This is a genomic window from Streptomyces sp. UNOB3_S3, assembly GCF_020740895.1.
In the GTDB taxonomy this organism is placed as follows: domain Bacteria; phylum Actinomycetota; class Actinomycetes; order Streptomycetales; family Streptomycetaceae; genus Streptomyces.
Genome location: NZ_JAILXP010000178.1, coordinates 1 through 14,219, shown reverse-complemented (window position 1 = coordinate 14,219; position 14,219 = coordinate 1). Strand labels below are relative to the sequence as shown.

General features: G+C 70.9%; 12 protein-coding genes and 1 riboswitch. Of the genes, 4 read left to right on the top strand and 8 right to left on the bottom strand.

What is annotated here, in order from left to right:
- Nucleotides 1-269 precede the first annotated feature (269 nt).
- Nucleotides 270-1,319, bottom strand: a complete 1,050-nt coding sequence (locus tag K6I33_RS19935) for an ABC transporter ATP-binding protein (protein WP_229354341.1) — start codon at nt 1,317-1,319, stop codon at nt 270-272.
- 158 nt (nt 1,320-1,477) lie between these two features.
- On the opposite strand from K6I33_RS19935, the gene K6I33_RS19930 reads away from it, so the two are divergent.
- Nucleotides 1,478-2,704 carry a transposase gene (locus tag K6I33_RS19930; RefSeq protein ID WP_229354338.1) on the top strand — a complete coding sequence of 409 codons (1,227 nt, stop codon included), beginning with the start codon at nt 1,478-1,480 and terminating at the stop codon, nt 2,702-2,704.
- 28 nt (nt 2,705-2,732) lie between these two features.
- On the opposite strand, the gene K6I33_RS19925 is transcribed toward K6I33_RS19930, so the two are convergent.
- The 7 genes from K6I33_RS19925 to K6I33_RS19895 form a co-directional block, all read right to left on the bottom strand.
- The gene (locus K6I33_RS19925) at nt 2,733-3,848 is read right to left on the bottom strand and encodes an ABC transporter ATP-binding protein (RefSeq protein ID WP_229354336.1); all 1,116 of its coding nucleotides are present in this window, start codon (nt 3,846-3,848) and stop codon (nt 2,733-2,735) included.
- Nucleotides 3,845-4,843 (bottom strand): ABC transporter permease, encoded by a 999-nt coding sequence (locus K6I33_RS19920; protein ID WP_229354334.1) that lies wholly within the window; start codon nt 4,841-4,843, stop codon nt 3,845-3,847. Before K6I33_RS19920 ends, K6I33_RS19925 begins: the two co-directional genes overlap by 4 nt.
- A 147-nt stretch (nt 4,844-4,990) precedes the next feature.
- Nucleotides 4,991-6,769: an ABC transporter substrate-binding protein gene (locus K6I33_RS19915; RefSeq protein ID WP_229354332.1), complete on the bottom strand. Its 1,779-nt coding sequence runs from the start codon at nt 6,767-6,769 to the stop codon at nt 4,991-4,993.
- Nucleotides 6,770-6,895: 126 nt separating this feature from the next.
- Nucleotides 6,896-7,894 (bottom strand): ABC transporter permease, encoded by a 999-nt coding sequence (locus K6I33_RS19910; RefSeq protein ID WP_229354330.1) that lies wholly within the window; start codon nt 7,892-7,894, stop codon nt 6,896-6,898.
- A gap of 417 nt (nt 7,895-8,311) precedes the next feature.
- Nucleotides 8,312-9,112 carry an enhanced serine sensitivity protein SseB C-terminal domain-containing protein gene (locus K6I33_RS19905; protein WP_229354328.1) on the bottom strand — a complete coding sequence of 267 codons (801 nt, stop codon included), beginning with the start codon at nt 9,110-9,112 and terminating at the stop codon, nt 8,312-8,314.
- Between the two features lie 72 nt (nt 9,113-9,184).
- A complete protein-coding gene (locus K6I33_RS19900; RefSeq protein WP_229354326.1) occupies nt 9,185-9,919 on the bottom strand; it encodes an enhanced serine sensitivity protein SseB in 735 nt (244 codons plus the stop codon).
- 142 nt (nt 9,920-10,061) lie between these two features.
- A complete protein-coding gene (locus tag K6I33_RS19895; RefSeq protein WP_374285271.1) occupies nt 10,062-10,691 on the bottom strand; it encodes an AAA family ATPase in 630 nt (209 codons plus the stop codon).
- A 188-nt stretch (nt 10,692-10,879) separates the two neighbouring features.
- Nucleotides 10,880-10,976, top strand: a riboswitch (glycine riboswitch).
- A 169-nt stretch (nt 10,977-11,145) separates the two neighbouring features.
- On the opposite strand from K6I33_RS19895, the gene gcvT reads away from it, so the two are divergent.
- From gcvT to glyA, 3 genes are all read left to right on the top strand, one after another.
- Nucleotides 11,146-12,261: a glycine cleavage system aminomethyltransferase GcvT gene (gene gcvT / locus K6I33_RS19890; protein ID WP_238491824.1), complete on the top strand. Its 1,116-nt coding sequence runs from the start codon at nt 11,146-11,148 to the stop codon at nt 12,259-12,261.
- Nucleotides 12,262-12,339: 78 nt separating this feature from the next.
- Entirely contained in the window at nt 12,340-12,717 is a 378-nt protein-coding gene (gene gcvH, locus K6I33_RS19885) for a glycine cleavage system protein GcvH (protein ID WP_229354324.1), read from the top strand.
- Nucleotides 12,718-12,750: 33 nt separating this feature from the next.
- On the top strand, nt 12,751-14,013 hold the full coding sequence (gene glyA, locus K6I33_RS19880; protein WP_229354322.1) for a serine hydroxymethyltransferase: 1,263 nt from the start codon (nt 12,751-12,753) through the stop codon (nt 14,011-14,013).
- Nucleotides 14,014-14,219: the final 206 nt, after the last annotated feature.

Below are 14,219 nucleotides of genomic sequence, written 5' to 3'. Positions count from 1 at the left end.
GGCCGAGGCCATGGGGGCGGCCGCGATCACCCAGGCCGACGCGGTGGCCGTGGCGAGGGCGAGGAGCCGGGCCGGGCGGCTCCGGCCGCGTATCGCGCCTCCAGGGCGTATCGAACGGTCCCGGAGCGAGCGGGAGAGTGCCATGAGCCGTCCCTTCGAACGTGCGAGCGCATGTGCGGCGAACGCGCCGACTCTGCACTCCCCCGCCTCGCCGTGCTCAGGTCTTTACCAATTCGTATCGATCACCACGGGCCAGCTTGGCACGCCGCTCACACCCCCGCACCTCCCGTGGCCGGTTCGGGTGTTCCCGGTGCGTTCTCCGGGTGATGGCACGCCACCTGGTGGCCGGTCCGCAGCGTCAGCAGCGGCGGCTCGTCCCTCCCGCAGACCTCCGTCGCCTTCCAGCAGCGGGTGTGGAAGCGGCAGCCGGCGGGCGGGGAGATCGGCGAGGGCACGTCGCCCTTGAGCAGAATGCGCTCCCGTTTGACGCGCCGCCCCGGGTCCGGCACGGGCACGGCCGACAGCAGCGCCTTGGTGTACGGGTGCATGGGCCGCTCGTAGAGCGACACCCGGTCCGCGAGCTCCACGATCTTCCCGAGGTACATCACCGCGATCCGGTCCGAGACGTGCCGGATGACCGACAGGTCGTGGGCGATGATGACGTAGGTCAGCCCCAGCTCCTCCTGGAGGTCGTCCAGGAGGTTGACCACCTGGGCCTGGATGGAGACGTCCAGCGCGGAGACCGGCTCGTCGGCGACGACCAGCCGGGGCTTGAGCGCGAGGGCCCGCGCGATCCCGATGCGCTGGCGCTGACCGCCGGAGAACTCGTGCGGATAGCGGTTGTAGTGCTCGGGGTTGAGGCCGACCAGCTCCAGCAGCCGCTGGACCTCCCGCTTCACCCCGCCCTCGGGCGCGATGCCCTGGAGCCGGAACGGCGCCCCGACGATCGTGCCGACGGTGTGCCGGGGGTTCAGCGAGGAGTACGGGTCCTGGAAGATCATCTGGACGTCGCGGCGCATCGGCCGCATCCCCGTCACCCCGAGGTGGGTGATGTCCCGGCCCTCGAACTCGATCCTCCCGGCGGTGGGTTCGAGCAGCCGGGTGATCAGCCGGCCCATGGTCGACTTGCCGCAGCCGGACTCCCCCACCACGCCCAGGGTCTCCCCCGCGCGCACGTCGAAGCTCAGCCCGTCCACGGCCCGCACCGCGCCCGTCTGGCGGCGCAGCAGGCCCTTGACGATCGGGAAGTGCTTGACCAGGCCCTCGACCTTCAGCAGGGACTCGGCGGCCTCGGGCGCCGGCTGTGCGGGGATCGTCATCTGTGGGTCCTTCACCGGATTCCTCCCAGGAGGCCCAGCCCCTGGGGGCGTGGAGGAATGAGTCCTCGGCACGGAGTCGCGAAGCGGCGGAGTTCACTGCGCATTGGTTCTGACCTGCACTCTCTTCCGTTGTCAGTGGGGGCTGTTAGGTTCGGGCCATGACGACCACAGCGATCCCCGGGACGGTGGCCGGGCATGCCCGGTACAGCTTCCGGCTGCGCGTGTCGTCCGGTGCGCTTGCCCGGCTTGAGGCCGAGTGGGCACGCTGCCGGTGGATCTGGAACGAGTGCGTGGCAGTCTCCCGCAAGGCCCACGCTCGCTATAAGGCCACCGGGGACAAGCAGACCTGCGGTCCGGCGCAGCTCGACAGGATGCTGACCGAGGCCCGCCGGTCGATGGCGTGGCTGCGGGAAGGCAGCTCGGTGCCACAGCAACAGATCATCCGGGACTTCGCCAAGTCCCGTGCCAAAGCGCTCAAGGACGTCAAGGCAAAGCTGCCGATGAGGCAGCGGGCCGGAATGCCCCGTGTCAAGCGCAAGCGCGAGGCCGCTCCGTCGCTGAACTACACGCAGCGAGGCTTCCGGATCAAGGGCGGCCGTCTGCACCTGGCGGGTGGGATCGTGCTGACCGTGGTGTGGTCGCGGGAGCTGCCCTCCTGCCCGTCCTCGGCGCGGGTGTACCGGGACAGCCTCGGCCACTGGTACGCCTCGTTCGTCGTGGCCGCCCCGTCCAGGCCGCTGCCGGCAACGGGGCGGGTGATCGGGGTCGACTGGGGCGTGAAGGAAATTGCGACCACCACCTCCGACGCCCACGATCTGCCCCACGCCGAGCATGGCAAGACGGCTGCCGCGAAGCTGGCCCGGTACCAGCGGATGATGGCCCGGCGTGCGACGCCGAAGAACCGGCCCGACACCGCCGGGTACCGCAAGGCCCGGCGGGCGGCGGCGAAGACGCACAAGAAGATCGCCCGGCAGCGGCAGGACACCAGCCGCAAGTGGGCCACGTCCATTGCCCGCGACTTCGACCACATCGCCGTGGAGGACTTCCGGCCGAAGTTCCTCGCGAAGACCACCATGGCCCGCAAGGCGGCCGACGCCGCCATTGGCGCCACCAAGACGGCTCTGATCGAAATGGGCCGTAAGTACGGTCGCGCCGTGTATCAGGTCCACCCCGCGCATACCACCATGGACTGCGCGCAGTGCGGAGCGAGAGCCAAGCACGCACTCCCCCTCTCCAAGAGAACGTACACGTGCACCGCGTGCGGAGCCGTCTCCCCCAGGGACAAGAACTCCGCCCGCGTGATGCTCGTCCGGGCTGGTCTCAACCCGGCTGGTGCTGATCTTGTAAGCCCTGCCTCCTGCCAGGGGTCAGGCGAAGTGAGCTAGGAATCTCCGTCCTTCAGGCGGGGAGGAGTCAAAGCTTGGGCGCAATCTCTTCGGTCCAGATGCGGGTGCGCTCCTCGGGCGGAAGATGGCAGGCGGAGTGGTGCGGCCGACCGGCCTCCGCGCCCGGGACCGGGCGCAGTTCGGGCCGCTCGGTGCGGGTGACTCCGCCCTTGGGGACGTCCGCGTAGGGGCAGCGCGGGTTGAAGGCGCAGCCGGAGGGCACATTGATCAGGCTGGGCGGGGAGCCCTTGACCGGGATCAGCCGCTCGGTCTGCTCGCGGTCGATCCGGGGCATCGAGCCCAGCAGGCCCCAGGTGTAGGGGTGCTGGGGGGAGCGGAAGACCCGTTCGGCCGGGCCGCGTTCCACACAGCGGCCGCCGTACATCACCAGGATGTCGTCGGCGAGTTCGGCGACCACGCCCAGGTCGTGGGTGATGATGACGACCGCGGAGCCGAACTCCTTCTGCAGATCGCGGATCAGGTCCAGGATCTGGGCCTGCACGGTGACGTCCAGGGCGGTGGTGGGCTCGTCGGCGATCAGCAGCTCGGGGTTGTTGACCAGCGCCATGGCGATCATCGCGCGCTGGCGCATCCCGCCGGAGAACTGGTGGGGGTAGTCGTCGACGCGCCGGTCCGGCTGGGGGATGCCGACCCGGTCCAGCAGCTCGATCGCGCGCCTGCGGGCGGTCTTCTTGTCGACGTCGTGGTGGACCCGGTAGGCCTCCACGATCTGGGCGCCGACGGTGAAGTACGGGTGCATGGCCGACAGCGGGTCCTGGAAGATCATCGCCATCTCGCGGCCGCGCAGCCGCCGCACCTCGTCGGGGTCGGCGCTCATCAGCTCCTTGCCGTCCAGCCAGACCTCCCCGGAGATCCGGGCCTTGCCGCGCCCGTACTGGCCGACGGTGTGGAGGCCCATGATGCCCAGCGAGGTCACGGACTTGCCGGAGCCGGACTCTCCGACGATGCCGAGGGTGCGGCCCTTCTCCAGCTGGAAGGAGAGCCCGTCGACGGACTTCACCAGGCCGTCGTCGGTGGGGAAGTGGATGCGCAGGTCGCGGACGTCGAGGAAGGCGGTCGGCCGGGCCGGGCCGGCGACGGGCTCGCCGACGGCCCCGCCGCCGGGGACGGGTGTGGTGGTCACGAGAGCCTCACTCGGGGATCGATCACGGCGTACAGGAGGTCGACCACGAGGTTGGCGACGACGACGGCGGTCGCCGCGATGAGCGTCACGCCGAGGATCAGCGGCAGGTCGCGGTCGCTGATGGCCTTCACCGCCGCCTGGCCCAGGCCCGGCAGGTTGAAGGTGGTCTCGGTGAGGATCGCGCCGCCGACGAGGGCGCCGAGGTCCATGCCGAGGATGGTGAGGACGGGGGTCAGCGTGGAGCGCATGGCGTGCTTGCCGATGACCACCGGTTCCCGCAGCCCCTTGGCGCGGGCGGTGCGGATGTAGTCCTCGCCCAGGATCTCCAGCATGGTGGCGCGGGTGAGCCGGGCGTACATGGCCGCGTAGAGGAAGGCGAGGGTGATCCAGGGCAGGATCAGCCCGCTGAACCAGCCGGCCGGGTCGTCGGCGAAGTCGACGTAGTCGCCGTCCACCCAGCCCAGGCCGTAGGAGAAGACCGCCAGCGAGACCAGGCCGGTGAAGTAGATGGGGAGGGAGACGCCGCCCAGGGCGACGGTCATGGCCGCGCGGTCCCAGAGGCTGCCGCGCTTGAGGGCGGAGACCACACCGGTGGTCACCCCGCCGATCAGCCACAGCACACAGGCGCCCGCGGCCAGCGACAGCGTCACCGGCACCCGGTCCTGGAGCACGGGCCAGATGTCCTGCTCGGTACGGAAGGAGTAGCCGAAGCAGGGCACGTCGCAGTGCACGGTGGTGCCGCCGCCGGTGTAGTCCCGCCCGGCGAAGATGCCGGTGACGAAGTGCCAGAACTGCACCAGGATCGGGTCGGCCAGCCCGAGTTTCTGCCGGATGCCCTCGATGGTCGCCGGGTCCGCCTGTTTGCCGACGTAGAGCGCGGCGGGGTCGGCCCCGGTGAGCTTGGGGATCGCGAAGAAGATGCCGAAGGTCACCAGGGTGACCACGAGGAGCATCACGATGACGGCGAACAGCCGCCTGACGATGTAAGCGAACACTGCGGTCGGCCGGCGGCGGCCGGGGACCCCCGTGTCGCGTGGGGGTCCCCGGACCGCCGCGCGCGGCCCTCACCTGCCCTTCGGGCCTAACGGCGGGTGCGCCGGCGGAGCGTACGGTCTGTCACTTGACGACGCCTGTCACGTGACTCACTTGGCGACGCCGAGGGAGGCGTAGTCGTAGCGTCCGTTGTAGGCGTCGGACGTGTAGGCGTTGGTCAGCCGGGAGCTGCGCCAGGTGATCGTCCTGTCGTAGACGAAGGGCAGGTACCAGGCGCCCTCGGTGACCTTCTTGTTGGCCTCCTGGTAGATCTTCCCCGCCTTCTCGACGTCGATCTCCGCGATGGCCTGGTCGTAGAGCTTGTTGATCTCGGGGTCGTTGAGCTCGGGGTAGTTCTGGTTGCCGCTGTCCTGGATGAACCGGCCGTCGGTGATGGGCTGGAGGAAGCCCTGGCCGCTGAGGAAGTCCGCGCCCCAGCCCATGATGATGATCCCGTAGTTCTTGTCCTTGACGTTCTTGGGGGCGCCGATGATGCCGGTGGACTGGGCGCCGTCGTACTGGTCGATCTGGGCGTCGATGCCGACCTTCTTCAGGGCCGCCTGCATCGACTCGGCGGTCGCGACCTCCGGCGGCTTGTTGTTGCGCACGGCGATCGTGGTCTTGAAGCCCTCGGGCTTGCCGCAGGCCTTCAGCTCCTCCTTGGCCTTGGCCTCGTCGGGCTTGCCCTGCTTCAGATTGAACGGGTCGTAGTTCGGGTCGAAGCCCTTGACCGCCGGCGGGAGCATGCTGATCGCGATGTCACCGCCGCCCTGCGGGCCGCCGCGCGCGGTCTGGAGCGAGGTGTGGTCGGCGGCGTAGATGACGGCCTTGCGGCAGTGCTCGTTGTCGAACGGCGCGACGGTCTTCGGGAAGGCCGCGTAGCGGATGAAGCCGGTCTGCGGGTTGTCGACGTTGGCCTTGTACGAGTTCATCGCCTTCTGCCGGCCGGCCGAGCCCAGGCCGGTGGCGTTGATGTCGAGGTCGTACTCGCCGGCGAGCAGCTTGTTGTCCATGTCGTCGGCGTTGGTGGTGAGCTTGACCGTGATCTTGTCGGGCAGCGCCTTGCGGACCTGGTCGGACTTCCGGTCCCACTTGTCGTTGCGGACCAGCTCCAGGCCCTTGTTCGGGGTGTAGGAAACGAATTTGTACGGGCCGCTGGAGAACGGCCGGGACCCGTACTTCTCGGCGGTGTCCTTGTCCGGGCGGACCGGGGCCGCGGCGGGGATCGCCAGCATCTGGAGGAAGTCGCCGTTGGGCTTGGGCAGATGGAAGACAATCGTCTTCTCGTCCGGCGTCTCGATCGCCTTCAGGCCGAGCTTGTCCTTGCTCTCGTCCTTGTACGGGCCCTTGTACTCCTTGTTGGGGTCCAGGACCTGCATCAGCCACAGCGGGCCACCGGAGATCTTGTCGGTCGCCCAGGTGCGCTCGATGCCGTACTTGATCTGCCGGGTCGTGATCGGCTGACCGTCCTCCCAGGTCAGCCCGTCACGGAGCTTGAAGGTGTAGGTCTTCTTGTCGGCCGAGAGCTGGCCGGTGTCGGTGGCCATGTCCGGGACGACGTTCACGCTCTCCAGGCCGGGCGCCGGCTTGGGGGTGACGAGGGTGCGGGTGTAGTAGCGGGCGAAGTCCCACATGAAGCCGTAGTAACCGCGCTGCGGGTCCCACGAGTCGGCGTCCTGGGTGCCGATGAACTTCAGCTCCCCGCCCTTCTTGTCGGAGGCGCCGGCGACCTTGTTCACACCGGCGTTGAAGCCCGCCGCCTTGCCGCCCTTGCCGCCGCCGTCGCTCTTGCCGCCGCCACCGCCGCAGGCGGTGGTGGTCACCAGGGCCGCGACCGCGAGCGCCGCCCCGGCGGCCAGTCTGCGCCTCGAAGTTCGTTGGGTTGTCACGATGTAGCGGACCTCCGTGATCGGTCGCCGCCCGGAACGGGCCGGCGGGTGCGGGAACGGGCCTCCTGGCGGTTCGACAGGGGCGGTCGGTACGAGAGAGTCGGTACGAGAGGGGCGGGACTCGCGTCAGCGCGAGCCCTTCGGGTCCAGCGCGTCCCGCACGCCGTCGCCGAAGAGGTTGAAGGCCAGCACGGTGACGAAGATGGCGAGACCCGGGATGATCATGAACATGGGGTCGCTCTCGTAGGTCGTGACGGCCTTGGAGAGCATCTGCCCCCAGGAGGCGGTCGGCGGCTTGACGCCGGCGCCGAGGAAGCTCAGCGCCGCCTCCGTCAGGACATTGGTGGGGATCATCAACGTGGCGTACACGGTGATCGGCGCCACCAGGTTGGGCAGCAGCTCCCGGAAGAGGATGTACAGCCGGCCCGCGCCCAGGCTGCGGGCGGCCTCGACGTACTCCCGCTCTCTGAGCGAGAGCGTCTGGCCGCGGACGATCCGGCCCACGTACGGCCAGCCGAAGAACCCGATGACCGCGATCAGCACGGCCATCCGCACCCCCGAACCGGTCAGCCCCCACAGGGAGTTGGGGACGACGGAGACGAGCGCGATGATGAAGAGCAGCTGGGGGAAGGCGAGCAGGAGGTCCATGACCCGGCTGACGACCGCGTCGATCCAGCCGCCGAAGTAGCCGGCGACGATGCCGAAGACCGTGCCGATCACGACCGCCACGACGGCCGAGAGGAAGGCCACGAGCAGTGAGACCCGGGCCCCGTAGACGACCCGGCTGAAGACGTCCCGGCCGTTGACGGGCTCGGCGCCGAAGAGGAAGTCGGAGTCGATGCCGCCCCAGGAGCCCTTGGGGGTGCTGGAGAGGGGGTCGATCAGCTCCTCGTGGTACTCGTTCGGGGGATGCCCGAGCAGGCCCACGATGACCGGCGCCAGGATCGCCACCAGGACGAGCAGCAGCACCACGGCCCCGCCCGCCAGGGCGAACTTGTCGCGCTTGAGTCGTGTCCAGGCGATCCGCCAGGGCGAGCGCCCCTCGATGGCCTTCGCCGGAGCGCCGTCGGCGACGGGGCCGGCTCCGGCCCCCGCCGGTCCCGTGTCGTGCAGTGGTGCCGTCATCGTCTGGTGGACCCCTCTCGGCCGGCGGCGACCGGCCCGACGCCCGCCGCGCTCGGGCGGCCGGTTCACATCACTGGTGCGAGGACGCGCTCCGCGGCGGTGCGCGCGGATCGCGGTGGTACGCGAAGTGCTGTGGTGCGGGAGGTGCGAAAACGTGCGGTGGTACCCCGGGTACGCCGGTGCGGAGAGCACCGGAGGTGCGGGTGGTACGGGACGTGCGCACGGAGCGGTCGTACGGCGGAACAGGTCGTACGCAGGAACGAAGTCCTTGTTGGGCGGGAGTCTTCATCGCTCCCGCGATCACCCGCCAGCCCTCACCCGCAAAGGATGCGCAAACGTGATGTGCGAAAGGAGGTTCCGTTATACGGACGCCCGTGGGCCCTGAGCGGGCGTCAGGGGAGTCAGTGGGTCAGGGCGTCAGTAGGCCCCGGCCTGCCAGCCCTGCTGCGGCGGGGGGTAGCCGTAGCCCGGGGCGGGCGCGGACGGCGCGCCGGCGGCCCCGTAGCCCTCGCGGGCGAAGAAGGGCCGGCTGTTGGCCCGCATCCACATCGCGACGGGGTCGTACTCGTCCGCCATCGACACCGTCGACACCGGCAGGCCGTCGGGCACCGCGGCGACCGACTGCTGCATCATCAGGCGCACGGCCTCCACGGCGGCGGGCGAGGTGTCGTACAGATCGAGGCCGATGGCCAGGTACGGCGTGCCCAGGGCGGGCCGCACCCAGGCCCGGCGCAGCGCGCGGACCACGGGGGTGCGGTGGGCGTTCTGCCCGAGCAGGGCGTAGAACTGCGGGATGTCCAGCGCCGGTTCGCTCAGCTGGAGCGGGCCGGCGGGCAGCCGGTCCAGGCCGGCGACGATCCGGCGCAGGTCGAGCCAGGGGATGCCGACGCCGCCGCCGGGGGCGTGGGGGTTGAGCCACAGGCCCCAGCGGTCGGGGTAGAGGGAGCCGGCCACGGCCCGGCCGGTGACGACCTCGTGGGCGCGGTTCCAGCCGCTGGCGGCGAGCTCCTGGGCGGAGGTCACACAGGGGGCGTAGCCGAGGCCGTCGACCTCCATGTTCCCGTACTGGGCGTCGGGCGAGCCAGCCTGACCGTGCCACAGCAGCATCCACACCCGGCCCTCGGCGAGGGACCGCAGCAGCTGCTCGTACGTGTCGTACCGGCCGGGCGCCACCTGGCGCAGCACCTGCTCCACGCCGCTCTCCGCGCCCGCGCTCACCTGGGTCCGCCTCTTCTCTTGGCCGTCTGCTGCTACCAGCTTACGAGCCCGCGGGGGCGGGCATGAGAGCTGTCACAGGTCACGGTCGTAGAACGGTCGTATCCGCGTCCGTATCCAGTCGCCCACGGGGTCCTCCTGGGCGACGTCCAGGAAGACCAGCTGCACGGGCCAGGGCACGGGCGTCCGGCCCAGCGCGCGGCCCAGGGCCTCCAGGGCGGCGGAGCGGCTGCGCGGGTCGGGGAGGCCCAGCTCCACGCCGACGAACAGTGCCGGAGCGGCGCCCTCGACGCTGGCCAGGGCACGGCGGGCGGTGCGGACGACCCCGGTGTCCGCGAACTCCAGCCCGGCGGCGGCCAGGAACGTGGTCGGCTCCTCCTGCCAGTCCGGCTCGAACAGCCGGACGCGACCGCCGGTGGCGTCGCCGTCCAAAGCCGTGCGCCCGGCCCGGCACAGCCCGGCGACGGCGGGCGGGGGGAGGGGCACGGTGACGGTGCCCTCGGGGTTGACGACGATGCCGACCTGCGGGGGCAGGCCGCGGGCGAACTCGACGGCGGGGGCGACGGCGAAGGGCATCCCCTCGCCGGCGACGGCCGTGAACTGCTCCTGCGAGCTGAACACGGGGACGTACGCGGCGCCGCCCAGCTCCAGGGTGGGCAGGTCGAGATCGGGGCTGTCGGGCCCTCCGCCCTTGGGCAGCGGCACCCACACGCTGCTGCGGCCGAGCGCCTCGACGATCCGCGCGCCGGCGTCCGGCACGCCGACGGAGGCGGCGAGCACCGCCTCCAGCTCATTGACAGGCCAGGTCATTCGTCTTCCCACCACCGGTTGTCGCGACGCTTCCCGGCACCCTAGCGGCTGCGCCTGGGCTTGCCCGGGGCGGGTTGGTTGTCCGGCACCGCCGGGCCCGTCCTCGCGAGCTGAGCACCGCTGCGGCGGGATCGAGGCGCCCTCAGCCGAAGGTGATCAGTCGTAGCGTGTCCGCCGCCTCGCGGTCGAGGAGGACGGCCGACGCCGCCCCCGCCGGTGGGGAACCGGCCGTGACGGCCGCGACGAGGCGGGACATCGCGCGGCGGTGGCGGGCGAAGGAGCGGGGGGAGACGCCGCGGCCGCGGGCGCGCTGGCCGGCGAGGGCGGTGGGCGGGTCGACCGCCAGGACCACCAGGTGGAGGCCCCCGCCCCGCCGCCGCGCGTCGCGCGCGAGCCAGCGGCGGACCCAGCTCCACTGGCCGCAGTCGTGCACGACGACGCTGCCGCCGGAGCGCAGGGCCCGCCGCAGGGCGGCGTAGTGCGCGAGCCGGACGAAGGGGCGGTAGACGGCGTACGGGAGCGACAGCGGGAGCCCCGGCGCGCGCTGCTCGAAGCGCTCGCGGGAGTCCTGGGAGTCCACGCGGTGGACGGCGGCGCCCCGGCCGTCGAGCGCGGGCACGGCGCGCCGGATCAGCGTGGACTTGCCGCCGCCCGGCAGCCCGGAGACGACGAGCAGATCGCCCGCCGGATAGCGGAGCTCCGATATCGCCGCGGCACCCCCGCGCAGATCGCGCACCCCCGCGGCCGTTCCCGCCGACACTTCCGTACGCACGGTGACCGCCCCCTCTCGCCTGGTCGTACGACCGCCCCCTCCCCACGGACTCCCCACGCAATGCAAAGAAAAGGTAATCCAATTTGAGGGGCGGCGGGCGGTCCGTCGCACGCCCGTACGTGCAATGATGTGCGCGCCAAGCTCGACTCATGCTCGACCCAACTGCAAGCAACCGCATACTGGCCGCTCGAATCCGCGCGGGAGAGCCCCGGTGCCACTGGCGCCGGGCGCCGAAGGAGCAAGTTCCTCCCTTGAATCTCTCAGGCCCCGTACCGCGCGGGTGAGGCAGATCTGAAAAGCGGACCGCGCCCGCGCGGTCCCACCCAAGGTGCAAGCCGGGTTGCCTTTGACGACAGGCGAGGGCTCCCGGTGAACCTCTCAGGTTCCGATGACAGATGGGGAGGCCGCCTATCCAGGCATTTCCTCCGCGACCCACCTGCCCGGGAGCCTGATCATGACCGATGCCCCCCGCCGTACCGCCCTGGACGCGCTGCACCGCGCGCTGGGCGCGACCATGACCGACTTCGCCGGCTGGGACATGCCCCTGCGCTACGGCAGCGAGCGCGACGAGCACATCGCGGTGCGCACCCGCGCGGGCCTCTTCGACCTGTCGCACATGGGCGAGATCACCCTCACGGGCCCCCAGGCCGGCCAGGCCCTGGACCACGCCCTGGTGGGCAACATCTCCGCGCTGGCCGTCGGCCGGGCCCGCTACACGATGATCTGCCGCGAGGACGGCGGCATCCTGGACGACCTGATCGTCTACCGCCTCGGCGAGGACGAGTACATGGTCGTCGCCAACGCCTCCAACGCCCAGGTGGTCCTCGACGCGATCGCCGAGCGCGCGGCGGGCTTCGACACCACCGTCCGGGACGACCGCGAGAACTACGCGCTGATCGCGGTCCAGGGCCCCGCCTCCCCCGCCATCCTGAAGTCGGTCACCGACGCCGACCTGGACGGGCTGAAGTACTACGCGGGCCTGCCGGGCACCGTCGCGGGCGTCCCCGCGCTGATCGCCCGTACCGGTTACACCGGCGAGGACGGCTTCGAGCTGTTCGTCGCCCCCGCCGACGCCGAGAAGCTGTGGCAGGCCCTGACCGAGGCGGGCGCGGACGCCGGTCTGGTGCCGTGCGGGCTGTCCTGCCGGGACACGCTGCGCCTGGAGGCGGGCATGCCGCTCTACGGGCACGAGCTGACCACGGACACGACCCCGTTCGACGCGGGGCTGGGCCGGGTCGTGAAGTTCGACAAGGCCGGTGACTTCGTGGGCCGCGAGGCGCTGGCGGCCGCCGCCGAGCGCGCCGAGACGGCTCCGCCGCGCAAGCTGGTGGGCCTGGTCGCGACCGGCCGCCGGGTGCCGCGCGCCGGTTTCGCCGTGACGGTGGACGGCGCGGTCGTCGGCGAGGTGACCTCAGGTGCCCCCTCCCCCACCCTCGGTAAGCCGATCGCGATCGCCTATGTCGACGCGGCGCACGCCACGCCGGGTACGGAAGGGGTATGTGTGGACATTCGCGGCAGCCACGAGCCCTACGAGGTCGTCGCGCTCCCCTTCTACAAGCGGGAACGCTGACCCCCTGCTGAACCCCCCTCATCTCATCTGTCAAGACCCCTTGCACAAGCACCCACGCGCGTACAGGAGAATCTAGCCATGAGCAACCCCCAGCAGCTGCGTTACTCCAAGGAGCACGAGTGGCTGTCGGCCCCCGACGCCAATGGTGTGGCGACGGTCGGCATCACCGAGTTCGCGGCCAACCAGCTCGGCGATGTCGTCTACGCCCAGCTCCCGGCGGCCGGCGACACGGTCACCGCGGGCGACACCTGTGGTGAGCTGGAGTCGACCAAGTCGGTCAGCGACCTCTTCTCCCCCGTCACGGGTGAGGTCGTCGCGGCCAACCAGGACGTCGTGGACGACCCTGCGCTGGTGAACTCCGCCCCCTTCGAGGGCGGCTGGCTGTTCAAGGTGAAGATCACGGACGAGCCGGCCGACCTGCTGTCGGCCGACGAGTACACCGACTTCGCCGGCTGACCCCGCCCGCTCCCTCCCGCGCAGGAAGAACTCATGTCGCTTCTCAACAGCTCCCTCCATGAGCTCGACCCCGACGTCGCCGCCGCTGTCGACGCCGAACTCCACCGCCAGCAGTCCACCCTCGAGATGATCGCCTCGGAGAACTTCGCTCCGGTCGCGGTCATGGAGGCCCAGGGCTCGGTCCTGACCAACAAGTACGCCGAGGGCTACCCGGGCCGCCGCTACTACGGCGGCTGTGAGCACGTCGACGTCGTCGAGCAGATCGCCATCGACCGCATCAAGGCGCTCTTCGGTGCCGAGCACGCCAACGTGCAGCCGCACTCCGGCGCGCAGGCCAACGCCGCGGCGATGTTCGCCCTGCTCAACCCGGGCGACACCATCCTGGGCCTGAACCTCGCCCACGGTGGTCACCTCACCCACGGGATGAAGATCAACTTCTCCGGGAAGCTCTACAACGTGGTCGCCTACCACGTCGACGAGCAGACCAACCTGGTGGACATGGAGGAGGTCGAGCGCCTCGCCAAGGAGCACCGCCCGAAGCTGATCGTCGCCGGCTGGTCCGCCTACCCGCGCCAGCTGGACTTCGCGGCCTTCCGCCGGATCGCGGACGAGGTCGGCGCGTACCTGATGGTCGACATGGCCCACTTCGCGGGCCTGGTCGCCGCCGGGCTCCACCCCTCCCCGGTGCCCCACGCCCATGTGGTCACCACCACCACCCACAAGACCCTGGGCGGTCCGCGCGGTGGTGTGATCCTCTCCACGGCCGAGCTCGCCAAGAAGATCAACTCCGCGGTCTTCCCCGGTCAGCAGGGTGGCCCGCTGGAGCACGTGATCGCCGCCAAGGCGGTGTCCTTCAAGATCGCGGCCACGGAGGAGTTCAAGGAGCGCCAGCAGCGCACGCTGGAGGGTGCGAAGATCCTCGCCGAGCGGCTGATGCAGGACGACGTCAAGGAGGTGGGCGTCTCCGTCCTCTCCGGCGGCACGGACGTCCACCTGGTCCTGGTGGACCTGCGCAACAGCGAGCTGGACGGCCAGCAGGCCGAGGACCGCCTCCACGAGGCCGGCATCACGGTCAACCGCAACGCCATCCCGAACGACCCGCGCCCCCCGATGGTCACCTCGGGCCTGCGGATCGGCACCCCGGCCCTGGCCACCCGCGGTTTCCGGGCCGAGGACTTCCGCGAGGTCGCGGACATCATCGCCGAGGCCCTCAAGCCGGGCTTCGACGCTGCGGCCCTGCGCGGCCGCGTCACGGCGCTCGCGGACAAGCACCCGCTGTACCCCGGGCTGAAGTAACGCCGAAGCGCGGGATTAACCGGCCGGTACGGGGCACCGGGCACGCTCAGGGAGCGGGCCGGTGCCCCGTACCGCGACGGGGCCCCACACCCCGTACGAGCCCCGGCGTGATCCCCGCCACCGCGGGAAGCCGCCCGCATCCCGCACACTGATAGGTGAATGCGGCATTCCGCTTCCTGTCGCACCACCCCCGCACCACCCTGTTC

Excerpts from the sequence above, each read along its gene's own strand:
- gcvT (WP_238491824.1), top strand. The coding sequence starts at position 11,146 with ATGACCGATGCCCCCCGCCGTACCGCCCTGGACGCGCTGCACCGCGCG.
- K6I33_RS19935 (WP_229354341.1), bottom strand. The coding sequence starts at position 1,319 with ATGACGATCCCCGCACAGCCGGCGCCCGAGGCCGCCGAGTCCCTGCTG.
- glyA (WP_229354322.1), top strand. The coding sequence starts at position 12,751 with ATGTCGCTTCTCAACAGCTCCCTCCATGAGCTCGACCCCGACGTCGCC.
- gcvH (WP_229354324.1), top strand. The coding sequence starts at position 12,340 with ATGAGCAACCCCCAGCAGCTGCGTTACTCCAAGGAGCACGAGTGGCTG.
- K6I33_RS19930 (WP_229354338.1), top strand. The coding sequence starts at position 1,478 with ATGACGACCACAGCGATCCCCGGGACGGTGGCCGGGCATGCCCGGTAC.
- K6I33_RS19910 (WP_229354330.1), bottom strand. The coding sequence starts at position 7,894 with ATGACGGCACCACTGCACGACACGGGACCGGCGGGGGCCGGAGCCGGC.
- K6I33_RS19900 (WP_229354326.1), bottom strand. The coding sequence starts at position 9,919 with ATGACCTGGCCTGTCAATGAGCTGGAGGCGGTGCTCGCCGCCTCCGTC.